The organism is Tistrella mobilis, assembly GCF_041468085.1.
Lineage (GTDB): Bacteria > Pseudomonadota > Alphaproteobacteria > Tistrellales > Tistrellaceae > Tistrella > Tistrella mobilis_A.
Genome location: NZ_CP121017.1, coordinates 3,186,658 through 3,202,592, shown reverse-complemented (window position 1 = coordinate 3,202,592; position 15,935 = coordinate 3,186,658). Strand labels below are relative to the sequence as shown.

The window sequence follows — 15,935 nt, the reverse complement described above, 5'->3', positions numbered from 1 at the left end:
GTCGCATCTCTCTGATGATGGTGTCCGATGCGCCGTCAATCGCGCAGCCAGGCAAAGACCGCACCATAGGGCGGCAGGGTGATGCGGTCACGTTCTACCCAGCCGAGGGCAAGGCGGTGATCCTCGTCCACTTCCGCGACCTCGCCCGCAAGGGCGACGGATCCGCCGCGGCCGGCCAGTTCGATCGCCACCATCAGCCGGCACCCGTTCAGGCTGCGCACCAGGCAGATCATGTGCTCGGTGGCCTCGACGATGTCGATGTCACCGGTCACAAGTTCGGGCCGGGCTTTCCGCCAGCGCAGGAAATGGCGGGTGAAGGACAGCACCGATTGCGGATCGGCCGCCTGGGCCGCCACCGCCCTCAGCAGATGGTCGTTGGGGATCGGCAGCCAGCCGTCGACGGTGGAAAAGCCGGCATGACGGTCGCCATCCTCCCAGGGCATCGGCGTGCGGCAGCCGTCGCGGCCGGCGAAATCGGGGAAGAAGTTCAGCCCGTAGGGGTCCTTCAGCTGTTCGTAAGGCACATCCGCCTCGGGCAGGCCCAGTTCTTCGCCCTGATAGAGGAAAACCGTGCCGCGCAGCGAGCAGAGCAGCGCGATCAGGGCCTTGGCGAATTCCGGCGGCGCGTCCCGCCCGCCCCAGCGCGAGACGACCCGCTCGACATCATGATTGCTGAACGCCCAGCTGGGCCAGCCGTCCCGGCCGGGACGGCCGTCGATGCCGTCGGCATGAAAGGCTGCAACCGCGCCCGTCACATGGCGCGGATCGAATTCCGGGCCGAGCAGGGCGAAGGAATAGGCGGTATGGAGCGGCGCCTTCGGTCCGGCATAGTCGCGCATCACCTTCAGGCTGTCGTCGTCGGCGATTTCGGCCAGCAGCAGGATATCGCCGTATTCATCGGTGAGCGCGCGCAGGCGCTTGAGGAACCCCAGGGTTTCTGGTTGTGATTTATTATAAAGATGCCGCTGATAGTTGTAGGGATTGGAGGGCGTCACCGCTTCGGTCGGTGGCATGTCGGCGGGGCGTGGCGGGTTGTCGCGCAACTGCGGGTCATGGGTCAGGCAGTTGCAGGCATCCAGCCGGAAGCCGTCGACGCCGCGGTTCAGCCAGAAACGGCATTCGTCGAGCAGGGCATCCTGCACCTCGGGCAGATGCAGGTTCAGATCGGGCTGATCGGCCAGGAAATTGTGCAGGTAGTATTGCCGCCGCCGCGGCTCCCAGGTCCAGGCGCTGCCGCCGAACATCGACAGCCAGTTGTTGGGCGGCGTGCCGTCCGGGCGCGGATCCGCCCAGACATACCAGTCGGCGCGGGCATTCTCGCGGCTGCGCCGGCTTTCCTGAAACCAGCGGTGGCGCTGCGAGGTGTGGCTCAACACCATGTCGATCACGACCTTCAGCCCCAGCCGGTGCGCCTCTGCCAGCATCACATCGAAATCATCGAGCGTTCCGAAAAGCGGGTCGACCTCGCGATAGTTCTCGACGTCGTAACCGAAATCAGCCATCGGGGACTTGAAGAAGGGTGAAATCCAGACGGCATCCACACCCAATGCCGCCAGATGTCCCAAACGCCTGGTGACACCGGGAAGATCGCCGACACCATCACCATTCGTATCCTGGAAGCTGCGCGGATACACCTGATAGATCACCGCGCCACGCCACCATTGCATCAGTTCGTTCCTTCGCTGTCGCGCCCGCTGGCGCCTCGTGCTATGATCATACCGATTGATCCGTGCCTTTCACGCGTCCTTTCGTGGTTTTCCGGGGGGATCCCTTCATTTCGCTGCAGCGCAGCATATATCTGTAGCCAACGTGCTGCCCGGTGCGACGTGCTGTGCCGGGGTGGCACGACCGACAACAACGAGGGAGCATCATCGCGGTGAGTATCGAGGAGAGCAGCAACGCTCCGGAGCCCGTGCCCGTGATCGCGCCGTTCAGACGGGTGGCGGTGATCGGCGGCGGTGCCTGGGGCAGCGCGCTCGCAATGGTGGCGGATCGTGCCGGGCGTGAGACCCGGCTGTGGATCCGTGAAGCCGAGGCCGTGGCGGCGATCCGTGCCGGCGGCCGCAATCCCTTTCTTCCAGACCACGACATGCCGGCCGGGATCTCGGTCACCGGCGATATGGGGCAGGCGCTCGACGGCGCCGATCTTGCCCTGCTGGTCATCCCCTCGCAGTTTTTGCGGGCGATGGCGGCAGAGGTAGGGCGCCATGCCGCGCCGGGCATGCCGGTCGTGATCTGCAGCAAGGGGATCGAACGCGACACCGGCCTGCTGATGACCCAGGTGATCGCCGAGGTCATGCCCGGCCGTCCGCAGGCCGTGCTTTCGGGCCCCAGCTTCGCGGCCGAAGTGGCCGAAGGCCAGCCCACCGCCGTCACCATCGCCTCGGCCGATGTCCAGCCGATGGAGGATGACGAGGACGGGCCGCTCGACCCGGAAAGCATGGGGGCGGCGCTGGTCGCCTCGCTCGCCGCCCGGGTCGCGGTCACCTTGGGCACCGCCAGCTTCCGGCCCTATCTCTCCGACGATCTGACCGGGGTGGAGGTCGGCGGCGCGGTCAAGAACGTGCTCGCCATTGCCTGCGGCATCGCCGCCGGGCGGGGGCTCGGCTCCAATCCGCGCGCCGCGATCATCACCCGGGGCCTGGCCGAGCTGAAGCGGCTGGCCCAGGCGCTGGGCGGCCGGCGCGAGACGGTCACCGGCCTTGCCGGCATCGGCGATCTGACGCTCACCTGTTCCAGCGAGCAGTCGCGCAACTTCACCTTCGGCCTGGCCCTGGGCCGCGGCGCCACGCCCGACGAGGCGCTGGCCGGCAAGTCGGCCGTGGTCGAAGGGGCGGTGAATGCCGAGACCGTCACCGCGCTGGCCCGCAGGCTCGGCGTCGAGATGCCGATTTCGGAAGCGGTACACGCCGTCATCCGGGGCCGGCTCGACATCGATGCCGCGATGACCGCCCTGCTCACCCGCCCGATCCGGGCCGAAAGCCGCGCGCTGGAGCCGGTGGTCGCGATCGACCACCCCGCCCACCGCGCGAGCGACCTTGAGACGACGGACGCCTGATGACCGATCACAAGCTGATACTCGCAACCGACCTCGACGGAACCTTCCTCGGGGGCTCGGATGAAGACCGGCGCGCCCTTTACCAGGCGCTTCAGGCCCGCGACGATGCCTTGCTGATCTTCGTGACCGGCCGTGATCTGGGCTTCATCCGCGAACTCGTGGCCGAACCCGGCATGCCGCATCCGGATTTCGTGATCGGCGATGTGGGCACCACCGTGGTCGCCGGCCGCGATTTCCGGGTGGTGGACGAGGTTCAGGCGCCGATCGCCCGGGCCTGGAACGATGCGGGGGACCGGGTCAAGGCCATGCTGTCGGGCGAGCCCGGCATCCGGCTGCAACCCACCCCCTTCGAGCGGCGGGTGAGCTATTGGTACGAGCCGGCCGAGCTTGAGACCGCAACCCTCGACAAGATCGCGGCCGCCGGTTTCGACTGGCTGCTCTCGGCCGATACGTTCCTCGACGTGCTGCCCAAGGGTGTGGCCAAGGGGCCGACCCTTCAGCAGCTGGTCGCAACCCTCAACCTGCCGGCCGACCGGGTTCTGGTCGCCGGCGACACGCTGAACGACCTCTCGCTGTTCGAAACCGGACTGAAAGGGGTGGCGGTCGGCAATTCCGAACCGCGCCTCGTTGAGCAACTGACCGACAAGCCCTGGGTTTACCGGAGCGCCGGCCACGGTGCTGCCGGCATCGCCGAGGCGATCCGCCATTTCGGCCTCGATTGAGCCGGCGGGCAACCGCCCGCACGCCGTCGGAGCCGCAACCGAGATCGAAAGGGACAGGGATGAACCGCAAGTCATCGCTCGTGATCGTCTATCACCGTCAGCCCTATGAGGAAGAGGTGGTCGGCGACCGCGTCGTCTATCGTGAAAACAAAAGCCCGAACGGGATCGTTCCGACGCTGAAGAGCTTTTTCGGCCGCGTGCCCGAAGGCAAGGGCGCGTGGGTGGCCTGGAAACAGGTCAGCCCCAAGCGCAAGGAAAGCTTCGAGCGGGTGATCGATATCGAGGACAGCTATGGCCGGTATTCGGTCTCGCGGCTGCCGCTGACCGCCGAACAGGTCAGGATGTTCTACCACGTCACCTCGAAGGAGGCGCTGTGGCCGATCCTGCATTCCTTCCCCTGGCTGTTCCGCTACGACACCACCGACTGGAACACCTTCCGCGAGGTCAACTGGCTGTTCGCCGAAGCCGCCGCCGCCCAGGCCGAAGACAATGCGCTGGTCTGGGTGCACGACTATAATCTCTGGCTGGTGCCCGGCTATCTGCGCCGGATCAAGCCTGATCTGAAGATCGCCTTCTTCCACCACACCCCCTTCCCGGGGCCGGATGTGTTCAACATCCTGCCCTGGCGCGAGGAGATCGTGGACAGCCTGCTCGCCTGCGATCTGGTCGGCTTCCACATTCCCCGCTATGCCAAGAACTTCGCCGATGTCGCCCGCGCGCTCCGCGATGTGGAGGTGGATGCCAGCACCCGGGTGGAGGATGGCATGTCGCCCTCGGGCCTGGCGCTGTCGGAACCCGAAGTCCCGGTGGCGGTGCGTCACAAGGGCCACAAGGTCGGCATCGACGCCTTCCCGGTGGGCACCAACCCCGATTTCGTGGCCAGGGTGCTCGACACCGAGGCCAACCAGGCGCTTCAGACCGAGATCGAAGAGGAACTTCGCGATCGCCGGCTGATCGTGGCGGTGGGCCGCACCGATTACACCAAGGGCATCCGCGAGACCCTGCAGGCCTATGAACGCCTGCTGGAACGCCGGCCGGAGCTGCACGGCAAGGTCAAGCTGGTGGTGGTTTCGGTCCGGGCCGCGGCGGGCATGCGGATCTATCGCGACACCCAGCGCGAGGTGGAAGCCCTGGTCGGCCGGATCAACGGCCGCTTCTCCACCCTTGGCTGGACGCCGATCCTGCTGTTCTCGAACGCCATCCCCTTCGACAAGCTGATCGCCTATTACCGCCGGGCGGATGTCTGTGTGATCACGCCGCTGCGTGACGGCCTCAACCTGGTCGCCAAGGAATATGTGGCGGCCAAGCGCGGCCAGGAAGGCGCGCTGGTGCTGTCGGAATTCACCGGCTGCGCGGTGGAGTTCCCGCAGGCGATCCTGGCCAACCCCTATTCCGACCGGGCGATGGATGCGGCCATGGATCAGGCGCTGGACATGGCGCCCGACGAGGCGCGGGCGCGCATGGCTGCGATGTACGAGACGGTGCGCCGCTACGACGTGGCCCGCTGGGCCGATCATACCTTCGAGCGTTTCGACGAGATCGGCAGGCCCGACGAGCCGCCGGCGCTGAAGGCGGTGTGACCCGGCGTCATGCCTGCGCCGGCAGTTGCCGGAGGCTGCGGTTCAGGCTGAAGAAATTTCGCTGAACAATCGGTCGCAGGCGCCGGCCTTCCGGATATATCCTGTCCCCCGCCTCGCCCGCCCGGCCGCTTCCGGCCAGGGCAGGCGGGGCGTGTTTTCGCCCGGATGACCGGCATGGGGCGCATGTGCGAACGACAGGGGATGGCGGCAAATGACCACCAAGCTCAGCGTCAATCTCAACAAGGTGGCGCTGCTCCGCAATCAGCGCGACAACGGCTATCCCGACGTGCTGGCGACGGCGAAGCGGGTGCTGCGCGCGGGCGCACACGGCATCACCGTCCATCCCCGACCGGATGAACGCCATATCCGGCGCAGCGACGTGTTCGATCTGGCCGGCCTGTTTGCGACCGATCTGCCCGAGGTGATCGGTGCCGAGTTCAATATCGAGGGCTACCCCTCGGAAGATTTCGCCGAACTGGTCAACCAGGTCCGCCCGCATCAGGTGACGCTGGTCCCCGATGCGCCGGGCGCCCGTACCTCGGAAGAGGGCTGGAATTTCGGCAGCCGTGCGGAAGAACTGGCCCGGGGCATCGATCTGGTGCGGCCCTCGGGCGCGCGCATCGCCGTGTTCATCAACCCCGACCCCAAGGCCCCGGCCGCGGCGAAGGCGCTGGGCGCCGACCGGGTGGAGATGTATACCGGCATCTATGCCATGGCCTGGGAGCGCCCGGATTTCGAACCCGCCGCCGCCTATGTGGCCGCCACCGCCCAGGCCGCCGCGGAAGCCGGGATCGGCCTCAATGCCGGCCACGACCTGAACCTGGTCAACCTCGCCGATTTCCTGTCGCGCGCGCCTGGCTGCCTGGAAGTCTCGATCGGCCACGCCATCACCGCCGAAGCGCTGGACTATGGCTGGGACGAGACGGTGCGGCGGTATCTGGACATCATCAACGGCATCTGCTGAACGCCCTACCATTGCGCGATCTGCCCCCACGGCTTATACGTCGAAGACGGGGGCAGGATCGGCAGGGGGGAGGGGCGCCATGGATTTCCGCATCGCCGACAGCTTTGTCGACGGGCTGCGCAGGCTCCACGGGCCGGATCTGAAAGCCGCCAAGACCGCGGCTTTCGATCTGCAGCTGGATCCGGCGGCGCCGGGGTTGCGGATGCACCGGCTCGACCGGGCGGCAGATCGGCATTTCTGGTCGGTGCGGGTGAATGCCGACATCCGTATCATTCTGCATCGGCTGGACGACGCGCTGCTGCTGGCCTATGTCGACCATCATGATGCCGCCTATCGCTGGGCCGAACGGCGGCGGATCGAACGCCATCCGGTGACCGGCGCCATGCAGATCGTGGTGCTACCGGAAGTTGCCGGCCCCGATGAGGGCGCCGCCCCACAGCTCCGGCAGGCGGCAGATGTCCCCCAGGAGCCATGGCATCCGCCGCTCTTCCTGGATCTCACCGATGACGACATGCTCGGCATCGGCGTGCCGCCTTCGGAACTTCAGGCCGTGCGGCACGCCTCGTCGCCCGATTTCTTCGACGTGGCCGAACGCCTGCCGCAGGAGGCGGTCGAGGCGCTGCTCGACTATGTCTCCACGGGCCGTCTGCCGGCCCGCCCCGACGCCGGGGGCACTGCGGCCTTCGAACATCCCGATGACGGGCGCCGGTTCCGCACCATCCACACCCCGGAAGATCTGCGCCGGGCGCTGGACTACCCCTGGGATCGCTGGATCGTGTTCCTGCATCCGGATCAGCGCCGGCTGGTGGAGCGTGATCATGGCGGCCCGGTGCGGATCGCCGGCTCTGCCGGCACCGGCAAGACCGTGGTCGCCCTGCATCGCGCGGCCTGGATCGCCCGCCGGGATGCCCGGGCGCGCGTGCTGCTGACCACCGTCTCGGCGCCGCTCGCCGCTGCCCTGGCCCACAAGCTGGAGCGGCTGACCGGCCATGACAGCGACCTTGCGGCCCGCATCACCGTGCGGGCCTTGCCCGATCTGGCGGAAGATGCCGCACGCGCGCGGCTCGGGCCGGTGCGGATCGCCGATGCGGAAACCGTGCGGGCGGCGATCCTGGCCCGGGCGGCAGGGCCGACCGGCCCGCGCCATCTTCGCCCCGGCTTCATCACCGCCGAATGGCACGAGGTGATCGAGGCCCGCGCCCTGACCGATGCCGCGGCCTACAGGGCCACGCCGCGCCTTGGCCGCCGCACCCGGCTGGGTTCCCGCCAGCGCGACGAGATCTGGGCGGTGGTCGATGCGGTGCGTGCCGATCTGGCCGATCAGGGCTTCACCACGCTTGCCGCGATCTACACCGCGATCATCCCGGCCACACCGCCGCAAGGGCTGCCCACCGATGACGCGCGCTTCGATGCGGTGATCGTCGACGAGGCGCAGGATGTCGGGCCGGCCGAACTGCGCTTCCTGGCCAGCCTCGCCCGTTCCGGTTCCGGACGCCTCGATGCCTCCCGCCCCGATGCTCCCCGCCCCGACACACTCTTCTTCGCCGGCGATCTGGGCCAGAGGATCTTCCGCCAGCCCTTTTCCTGGGCCGCACTCGGCATCGACATCCGCGGCCGGTCGCATGTGCTCAAGGTCAATTACCGCACCTCGCATCAGATCCGCACCCGGGCCGACCGGCTGCTGCCAGATGTGCTGGCCGATGTCGACGGCGTCAGCGAGGGCCGCGACGGCACCGTCTCACTGTTCGACGGCCCACCGCCTGAGATCCGGCTGGCCGCCGACGAAGCGGCCGAAATCCGCCTGATCGCCGGTTGGGTGCTCGACCTGCTGGATGACGGCATGTCGCCCGAGGAAATCGCCCTGATCATCCGCGACGACAGCCTGCGGCCACGTGCCGAGGCGGTGGCGGCCGCACTCGGTCTGGTCCCGGCCCATCTGGGGGCCGAGGTCGCGGTGGCCGACGGCCGGATCGCCATCGCCACCATGCATGTGGCCAAGGGGCTGGAATTCCGCGCGGTCGCGGTGATGGCCTGCGATGATGACGCGCTGCCATCGGCCGCCCGCATCGCCGCCATCGCCGACGAAGCCGATCTCGACCATGTCTACGACACCGAACGCCATCTGCTTTATGTCGCCTGCACCCGCGCCCGCGACCGGTTGCTGGTCTCGGGCGTGGCGCCGGGCTCGGAATTTCTGGCGGATCTTGAAGCCTGACGAGCCGCCCTGTTCTGCCCATCCCGTTCAGGCAGCCATCTGTCCCCGTACCTCTTCCATCAGCCGTGCAAACGCCGCCTCGATTTCATAGACCGCGGTGAATTCGGCGAAGGCCCAGCGGCCGAACTGGCCGAGATTGTTCACCCCTGGCACCCAATGGGTGTGCATGGTCTCGGCCTTGATCCGGGCGTCGCGGCCGCGGAAGCCCTTGATTTCGACGATCAGGTTCAGCAGGTCGGGCCGGCCGTCATCGATGCGCAGGATGAAATCCGGCAGGTAGCGATGGGGGATGTTGCCGTCCAGATAAGGCACCTCCAGCCCCAGACCCTGGTTCTTCACATAGGCCCGGACCTGGGGATGGGCTTCGGCCACCCGGCAGAATTCGGCCTCCCATTCGCTGTCGCAGATCACCAGGTCGACATGGCAGTGATCGGGCGATGTCTGCCAGCGCAGCGGCTTGGAGGTGGTGAAGTTGACGTGACGGCTGGACCCCGAGGGGTTGTACGGGTCCAGGATCGCACGGATCCGCCCTCCGCCGGGGGCCCGCAGGCCATCCTGGCCCAGGATGGCGCGGTTGATCGCGGCGATGATCCGCTCCGCCGCCATGTCGGCGATCTCGGTATAGACCAGCTGGGCCGGGGAGGTGCCGCCCGCGCAGCGCAGCCAGCCCTCCATCCAGCGGCGCACCACCCGCTTCATCTGGCCGAAAAGATGCAGTTTCGGCGCCTCGCCCGGGTCGCGGAAGCGGGTGTAGAGCATATGCCGGGTCAGGTGATAGATCACCGTCGAGGGGCGCATGCCGTCCAGATGTTCGACGGTCAGGTCGACCTCTTCGCCGACGATGCCGCGGCATTTGACGATCGAGGGGCCAACCAGATCCGGGGTGAGTTCCAGAACCGAATCGGCGCTGAACACGGCATCGATCCGGTCATCGGGCAGATCGACGCGATAGCCTTCGACCCGCGGGAACACGATCTCCAGCGGGTCGCGTTCCGGCCGCACCGCCCGCACCCGCACCGTCTCCCGCGGGATGGCCGGCGGCGCCACCACCGCCTTGGCGGTGAAGTCGAAGGGAATGCCCAGGATGTCGGCATATTCCACGTCGAACAGCCCGTCGGCGTTCAGTTCATAGGATTGCCGGCGCAACCCCCGGCCGACCACCTGTTCACACAGCAGCTGGGTGCCGAAGGCCCGCACGCCCAGAATATGGGTCACGGTATTGGCGTCCCAGCCTTCGGTGAGCATCGACACCGAGACCACGCAGCGCACCTGTTCCCCCAGCCGGCCGCGCTTGCCGACGGTGTTCATCACCTCGCGCAGCAGGGTGGCATCGTCGATGCTGTCGGCGGCGCGCTGGTCGCCGGTGCGCTCCACGATCTCGCGGCGGAACTCGGCGATCTCGTCGGCGGCCGCGGCGCGGAAGGCGTCGCTCAACCCTTCGCCGCTTTCCAGCTGCGCGCTGTCGATCAGGATGGTGTTGCGGCGGGGCAGGGGGTTGCCGTAGTCGTCGAAATTGCGGAACAGCGCCAGCCGGCCCTGTTCGAACGGGCCGCTGAGACCGCCGTCCTCCCTCCGGGGCGCGGCGTCGCCCTGGTTCGTCTCTTCCTCGCGATAAAACCCCGAGATATAGCGGTAGACCAGATCCGATGTGGTGGTGTTGTTGCACACCACGATGAACACCGGCGGCACGCCGATGCCCTGCTGCTGCCAGAGCGCGAACACCTTCTCGTAATGGCCGTAAAGTGCCGCCAGCGCGGTCTGGAGTTCCGAGGGCAGGCTCAACGGGTCATAGCCGCCGCCACCCGAGCGGCTCTTGCCCTTCTTGGGCATTTTCTTGCCGATATGGTCCCAGAGATTGCGGAACATCGGCATGTCGCCCGAGGCCATGTTGTCGGCGATCGGCACCCGCGGCAGCTTGACGATGCCGCATTCGATCGCGTCCATCAGCGAGAAATCGCTCATCGTCCAGGGGAAGAGCGCACCTTCGCGATAGCCCGATCCGGCCAGGAAGAAGGGCGTGGCCGACAGGTCGCAGATCAGGGCCAGGCCCAGCCGGCGGCGCACCGCCTCGATCCCCGAGAACCAGAGCCGCGCGGTCTCGTTATCGTCCTGGGCCTGCTTCTTCTCGTCGCCCTTCAGATCCGCCTCGGTGCTGCCCTCGGCATCGCTGAGCTTCGGCCGGTAGCAGTGATGGGCTTCGTCGTTCAGCACCACGATGTCGCGCAGCCCGGCCAGTTCCGGCATCACCCGCTGGATCATCTGGCCTTCGGTTTCCAGGGTGGACAGCTTCGGCCCGGTGCGGCCCTCCAGCAGGGCGCGGTTGCCCTTGGAAATCTCCAGGGTCTCGCGCAGCTTGAAGGCGTGATAGTTGGTGATGACCACGATCGCCCGGTTCATCGCCGGCAGCAGATCGGGCGGCACGATTTCGCGGGTCTTGTAATAGCTTTCGGGGTCGTTGGGCAGCAGCACCCGCAGCCGGTCGCGGATGGTGATGCCGGGGGCGACGATCAGAAAGCCGCGGCTGAACCGGCGGCTGCCGGGATGGCGCAGCGCATTCACCGTCTGCCAGGCGATCAGCATCGCCATCACCGTGGTCTTGCCGGCGCCGGTGGCCAGCTTCAGCGCCATGCGGAACAGCTCGCCGTTAAACTCGCGATTGGCCTGTTTCAGATGCGCCAGGATGCCCCGGCTGCGCTCTCCCAGATGGGGGGCCACTTCCGTCAGCCAGATGGCGGTTTCCACCGCCTCGATCTGGCAGAAGAACGGCCGCACGCCCTGGAAATTGTGCGATCGCCAGTGTTTCAGCAGCCGGGCGGTTTCCGGCGTCACCTTCCAGTCATTGGGATTGGGCAGCCGGCGCCAGTCTTCCATCAGCGCGCGGACTTCGTTGATGATCGGGGTCGGGTTATAGACCTGATCCTCGCCGCGATCGGCCGCCCGGCCGCCCAGGTCGAGCGCCGCCTGGCTGGCGATGCTGCGCCGCTTCTGCGGCTGCGGCACCGGCGTGACCAGATCGGACCGGCGGCGCCGGGGGATGATCCGGTCGGTGGGCTGGCCGTCGACCAGTTCCCAATGCCGGTCGGGCATCAGATAGGGTGAATTCAGGATCGGCCGGTCAAAGAAGGACTGGGTCATCGGGCTCTGCCTCCGCCGGTCAGTCGACCTGGAACACCTTCATCACCTCGTCGCCGAGATGATTGATCACCTTGACCGCGATCCGGCCGGTGGCGGGTCTGGGGAAGGGGCGCGAGACATCGGAATGCAGGCTGTCCCAGGCATCCTGGTCGATCTCGGCCCGCAGCGTGGTGCGCAGTGCCTTGTAGGGATCGTTCGCCCCCAGGAAATAGGCGTGGCGGACGAAGAAGCTCTCTTCGTTATAGGCGGTGTCGAGCATCCAGAGGGCGATGCCCTCGGGGCCTTCCGAAATCACCTCGCCGCTCTGGGGCTTGAACACGTCCACGCCCTGGATGCGCACCCGGATCATGTCGGCACCGGCCTCGTCCGCGGGCTCGATGCGGATATCGGGCTCTCCGAAAATCACGAACAGATTGCCGCTGCCGGTGGTCTTCAGATCGGCGCTCATATGCAGATCGGGGTTCATGCGCGCGCGCAGCACCTGCACCCGGCCCAGCCTGTCCAGTTCGGCGGCATGGGCATCGTAGTTGAAGGCGCAGGCGATCAGCAGGTCGAAGCCGGCATCGCCCGCTTCGCGCGCCGCGGCCACCAGATCGGCGCGCGACACCGTGCCGAATTCCGGGCCGACCAGAATGCCCGCCCGGCGTTCGCGGCCGGTGTCGTCCGCCCCTTCGAAGAACCGGCCTTCGGCACAGATATGGTCGCCCGGCCAGCCGGTCAGGCTGGTGAAGCTGATCCGGTCTTCCTTATGCGCCTGCTGCACGCCGGCGGCGCGCAGATTGTCCAGGATCATGGCGGCGAAATCCGGCACCACCGGCCCGCCGGTCCCGCCCGCGCGCCGGGTTTCCGCGGCCTTCAGCGTGTCGATCAGCTCATCGTCCCAATCCACCGCCAGCGTGCGGTGCGGCGACAGGGTTTCTACCGTGAACGGGCCGGCGACGCGGACCTTGCCGCGGTCGATATAGGGGCGGTCATACAGGAATTCGCTGTCGGCGCGCGCGGCGATCGCGGCATCGATCTCGCGCTGCCGGGCGATGCGCCCCTCCCACCAGGCGGCATGGGCGCGGCTGGCGGCCTCCGGCCAGTCGCGGCCGGCCTCTCGCGGGATCTGCCAGTCTTCCCAGGCCGTGCCGGCCTTGTCCGATTTCCCCAGCGCGGTGTTCAGCGCCGCGCGCAGCGGCTCCAGCCGCGCCTGCCACGCTTCCCAGATCTCGTCGATCCGGGGGTTATTGGCGATGGATTTCAGCGTGATGTGCGGCACCCGCTCATACACGAAGCCCTGGCGGATATCGCCCCCGACCGGGCCGGAGCGCGGCACGCTCTGCGTCACCTCCGCCTCCTTGCGCCGGCCCTCTTCGGAATCCGCCAGCAGATAATACGGGTAGCGCGCGCCCATGATCCGCGACCGCGCCAGGGCCAGCGACACCCGCGAGGTATCGATGGTGATCCACCGCCGCCCCCATTGCTCGGCCACATAGGCCGTGGTGCCCGACCCGCAGGTGGGGTCGAGGACCAGATCGCCGGGGTCGGTGGCCATCAGGAGGCAGCGTTCGACGACCTTTTCGAGCGTCTGCACGACGTAAATCTTGTCAGATGAAAATCCTGCGGTGACAGTATCCACCCAAACGTTATTGATCGGATACACAGGGAAATCATTAATATATCTGACATACCTAGGCGTGTTGCCCACCAATTCTACACGCTCAGCCTTCTGAAGGCGAAGCATGCCGATCTCCCCAGTCTTCCAATACCCTCGATTTGGAGTAATTTTCCGACCTGACAGAAGAACCGGAAAATTTCCCGGCGGCCTCTGGCTCGTAAGGTTATCCAATGAAAAAACTCTCGCGCCATCTGGAATTGATTCCGGGGAACGTCGCTCTTCAATCGACATATTTCGCCTAATAAGCGACGCCTCTTCAATGCGGCTATAACCAGATGCGCCATCGCTGCCGACTCTTTTCATGGAATACATTTGCCGATATTTAAATTTAGATCGATCTCTTGAATACCAGAGAACGTAATCATTGACGCTCGCGATATATTCCGAAGTCTGACTGGTAGTTTTTATGTAGGAGATGACGGAGATCAAATTCCCATCTCCAAACACCTCATCCATCACCGCCCGCACCCGATGGACATTCTCATCCCCGATCTGCACGAAGATGCTGCCGCTCTCGCTGAGCAGGTCGCGGGCCACCGTCAGGCGGTCGCGGATATAAGAGAGGTAGGAATGGATGCCGTCGCGCCAGGTGTCGCGGAAGGCGCGGACCTGTTCGGGTTCGCGGGTCACATGGCCGCGATCGCCGTCCTTCACGTCGCGGGTGGTGGTGGACCACTGGAAATTGCTGTTGAACTTGATGCCATAGGGCGGGTCGAAATAGATGCACTGCACCTGGCCGCGCAGCCCCTCGCGCTCGGCCAGGCTTGCCATCACGGAAAGCGAATCGCCCAGGATCATGCGGTTCGACCAGTGCTGGTCGTGGGCATAGAACTCGGTCACCGCCTCGCCATCGGGCAGGCCGTTGAAGTCGGCGAACAGATCGGGCGTGTCGCCGGCCTCTGCCGCCCGGGCCTCGGCTGCGCGCGCCTCGGTTTCGCGGCGCAGATCCTCAATCAGGACCTGGGGGTGGACCTTCTCCTGAATATAAAGCGGGGGGGCCGCGACGTTCAGCGTCGCCGCCTCGGCCCCTGCGTCGACCGTTCCCGGCGCCTCCTTGCCGCGCCAGATCAGCTGCGGGTCCAGATCGGGGTTGCGCCGCGCATAGGCGACGGCCAGCGGAGCCTTGTCGCCGTCGGTCATCACCGCTTCCAGCTCGGCGGTCGGAATGTTCCGCCGGGTTGCTGCATCATGCTTCAGCGTGGTGACCTCGATCGGCTTCCTGGCCATGAACCGCCGCCCCTCCCGTCTGCATCGCACAGTTTCACCCCCCTATCCCAAGCGCGGGGGGCGTGATCCCGGCGCCATTATGGTCGCGAGACGCGGGTGTGCCTAGGGGGTGATGTGGTGGAAGACGCGGGGCGCCGGCAGTTGAGGCTGATGTCTCAATAAATGACCTGGCGGATGGCCGGATCCGGTCGGGCTTCATCTGCGCGCTGAACCCGCGGCTTCAGGGCATGCTCGATTCTCTCTGCGGCAGCGCCTTCATATCCCCGAACCAGACTGGCCAGATATTGAAGCTGTTCGCGGCTGACGCCGAAATGCTGCCAGTCGTGGATGACATGCTTGGGCAGGCGATCCCAGAAACCGGTCATGTTCAGATCTGCAACGGCCACCAGCAGCTCATCCTGCCCGTCGGCCGTCTCCAGCGGCAGGCCGCGCAGGAACGCCCCGAACCGATCGAACACCTGCCCCCTCAGTTCGGGAGTATCCAGGGCCTCGGCAAGCTTGCGCCGTTCGCTGGGGCGCAGGCGGGCAAAGCTCAGCCGTGCCAGTCTGTTCACGACGTCTTCAGGTGTCAGCGTGCTTGCTTCGCCCGGCATCGGCCCATCCTCAAGATTGTCCCGGAGGCCGGAAGTCGATGTGGAACTCCAGCCCGTGGTCGCGGAACAGCTTCTGCACATTCTGCAGATGTGCCACCGTCCGATCAGCCCGGAGACCGTAGCGACCGGACTTGTTATTCAGATACCATATGGGAGGCGTCGCATCCGGATCAAAGATCAGTTCGCCCCCGATACGTGCCTTGCCCCCGCCGACCAGAGACGGATGTCCAAGCTTTGCCAGCGGTTTCGGCAAATCATGCATGCTACCGCCCAGCGTTTCACGGTTCAGCACGAAACGGAACATCTCGTCATTTTCGTCAAACGCCTCTTCGAACGCCAGCCATATCTTTCCCGCTTCATCGACCAGCCAGAGCAGGTAAACATCTGCCGCGATGACATCTCCATATTTGACTCTCTCCGCAATCGATCGGGTATAGATCTCAAGGAATCTGACTGTGTTTTTATCCAGCCGGCGTAAACTCTTCGGCTTGCATCGGTTTTCGAGGCCGACGACGCCTTGCCGTGCCGCCGTCAGTGCTGCTCCGAACAGATCATCCAGCGACATACATGGTCTCCGGGAGGCACTGACGATCAATCGATACAGCTGCAATTTGTCTTAGTAGAGATCCTGCAATCATGGGGTGAATTTCTGATGTACTGTGGTTGATTTTGGATATTTACACCCCAAGACCACGGGCCATCAACATTTGAATAGCGAACACACCGACCCATCCAATGACCCATCACCCTCCCCCCGGTTGACCACGCCCCGCCCAACCCG

The 15,935-nt window shown here is 66.0% G+C and carries 10 protein-coding genes; 5 read left to right on the top strand and 5 right to left on the bottom strand.

Annotated features, from left to right (window positions below):
- Positions 1-35 precede the first annotated feature (35 nt).
- Positions 36-1,667 carry an alpha-amylase family glycosyl hydrolase gene (locus tag P7L68_RS20090; protein ID WP_372001062.1) on the bottom strand — a complete coding sequence of 544 codons (1,632 nt, stop codon included), beginning with the start codon at positions 1,665-1,667 and terminating at the stop codon, positions 36-38.
- A 251-nt stretch (positions 1,668-1,918) separates the two neighbouring features.
- Here P7L68_RS20090 and P7L68_RS20085 point away from each other — a divergent pair, with 251 nt between their 5' ends.
- The 5 genes from P7L68_RS20085 to P7L68_RS20065 all read left to right on the top strand — a co-directional run bounded on the left by P7L68_RS20085 (position 1,919) and on the right by P7L68_RS20065 (position 8,539).
- Positions 1,919-3,058: an NAD(P)H-dependent glycerol-3-phosphate dehydrogenase gene (locus P7L68_RS20085; RefSeq protein WP_372001061.1), complete on the top strand. Its 1,140-nt coding sequence runs from the start codon at positions 1,919-1,921 to the stop codon at positions 3,056-3,058.
- The gene (locus P7L68_RS20080; protein ID WP_372001060.1) at positions 3,058-3,780 is read left to right on the top strand and encodes an HAD-IIB family hydrolase; all 723 of its coding nucleotides are present in this window, start codon (positions 3,058-3,060) and stop codon (positions 3,778-3,780) included. The genes P7L68_RS20085 and P7L68_RS20080 overlap by 1 nt, the downstream gene beginning before the upstream one ends.
- A gap of 59 nt (positions 3,781-3,839) precedes the next feature.
- Positions 3,840-5,360 carry a glucosylglycerol-phosphate synthase gene (gene ggpS, locus P7L68_RS20075; RefSeq protein ID WP_372001059.1) on the top strand — a complete coding sequence of 507 codons (1,521 nt, stop codon included), beginning with the start codon at positions 3,840-3,842 and terminating at the stop codon, positions 5,358-5,360.
- A 211-nt stretch (positions 5,361-5,571) separates the two neighbouring features.
- A complete protein-coding gene (locus P7L68_RS20070; RefSeq protein WP_372001057.1) occupies positions 5,572-6,324 on the top strand; it encodes a pyridoxine 5'-phosphate synthase in 753 nt (250 codons plus the stop codon).
- Positions 6,325-6,403: 79 nt separating this feature from the next.
- Positions 6,404-8,539, top strand: a complete 2,136-nt coding sequence (locus tag P7L68_RS20065) for a 3'-5' exonuclease (protein ID WP_372001056.1) — start codon at positions 6,404-6,406, stop codon at positions 8,537-8,539.
- A 27-nt stretch (positions 8,540-8,566) separates the two neighbouring features.
- On the opposite strand, the gene P7L68_RS20060 is transcribed toward P7L68_RS20065, so the two are convergent.
- From P7L68_RS20060 to P7L68_RS20045, 4 genes are all read right to left on the bottom strand, one after another.
- Positions 8,567-11,674, bottom strand: coding sequence for a BPTD_3080 family restriction endonuclease (locus P7L68_RS20060; protein ID WP_372001054.1), 3,108 nt, complete (start codon positions 11,672-11,674; stop codon positions 8,567-8,569).
- A 19-nt stretch (positions 11,675-11,693) separates the two neighbouring features.
- The gene (locus tag P7L68_RS20055) at positions 11,694-14,561 is read right to left on the bottom strand and encodes a site-specific DNA-methyltransferase (protein ID WP_372001053.1); all 2,868 of its coding nucleotides are present in this window, start codon (positions 14,559-14,561) and stop codon (positions 11,694-11,696) included.
- Between the two features lie 155 nt (positions 14,562-14,716).
- Positions 14,717-15,154, bottom strand: coding sequence for a hypothetical protein (locus tag P7L68_RS20050; protein WP_372001051.1), 438 nt, complete (start codon positions 15,152-15,154; stop codon positions 14,717-14,719).
- Between the two features lie 10 nt (positions 15,155-15,164).
- Positions 15,165-15,719: a type III effector protein gene (locus P7L68_RS20045; protein WP_372001049.1), complete on the bottom strand. Its 555-nt coding sequence runs from the start codon at positions 15,717-15,719 to the stop codon at positions 15,165-15,167.
- Between the last annotated feature and the right edge of the window lie 216 nt (positions 15,720-15,935).

What these genes read in the sequence shown, in the direction of transcription:
- ggpS (WP_372001059.1), top strand. Translation starts at nt 3,840, where the DNA reads ATGAACCGCAAGTCATCGCTCGTGATCGTCTATCACCGTCAGCCCTAT.
- P7L68_RS20070 (WP_372001057.1), top strand. Translation starts at nt 5,572, where the DNA reads ATGACCACCAAGCTCAGCGTCAATCTCAACAAGGTGGCGCTGCTCCGC.
- P7L68_RS20060 (WP_372001054.1), bottom strand. Translation starts at nt 11,674, where the DNA reads ATGACCCAGTCCTTCTTTGACCGGCCGATCCTGAATTCACCCTATCTG.
- P7L68_RS20045 (WP_372001049.1), bottom strand. Translation starts at nt 15,719, where the DNA reads ATGTCGCTGGATGATCTGTTCGGAGCAGCACTGACGGCGGCACGGCAA.
- P7L68_RS20055 (WP_372001053.1), bottom strand. Translation starts at nt 14,561, where the DNA reads ATGGCCAGGAAGCCGATCGAGGTCACCACGCTGAAGCATGATGCAGCA.
- P7L68_RS20050 (WP_372001051.1), bottom strand. Translation starts at nt 15,154, where the DNA reads ATGCCGGGCGAAGCAAGCACGCTGACACCTGAAGACGTCGTGAACAGA.
- P7L68_RS20090 (WP_372001062.1), bottom strand. Translation starts at nt 1,667, where the DNA reads ATGCAATGGTGGCGTGGCGCGGTGATCTATCAGGTGTATCCGCGCAGC.
- P7L68_RS20065 (WP_372001056.1), top strand. Translation starts at nt 6,404, where the DNA reads ATGGATTTCCGCATCGCCGACAGCTTTGTCGACGGGCTGCGCAGGCTC.
- P7L68_RS20080 (WP_372001060.1), top strand. Translation starts at nt 3,058, where the DNA reads ATGACCGATCACAAGCTGATACTCGCAACCGACCTCGACGGAACCTTC.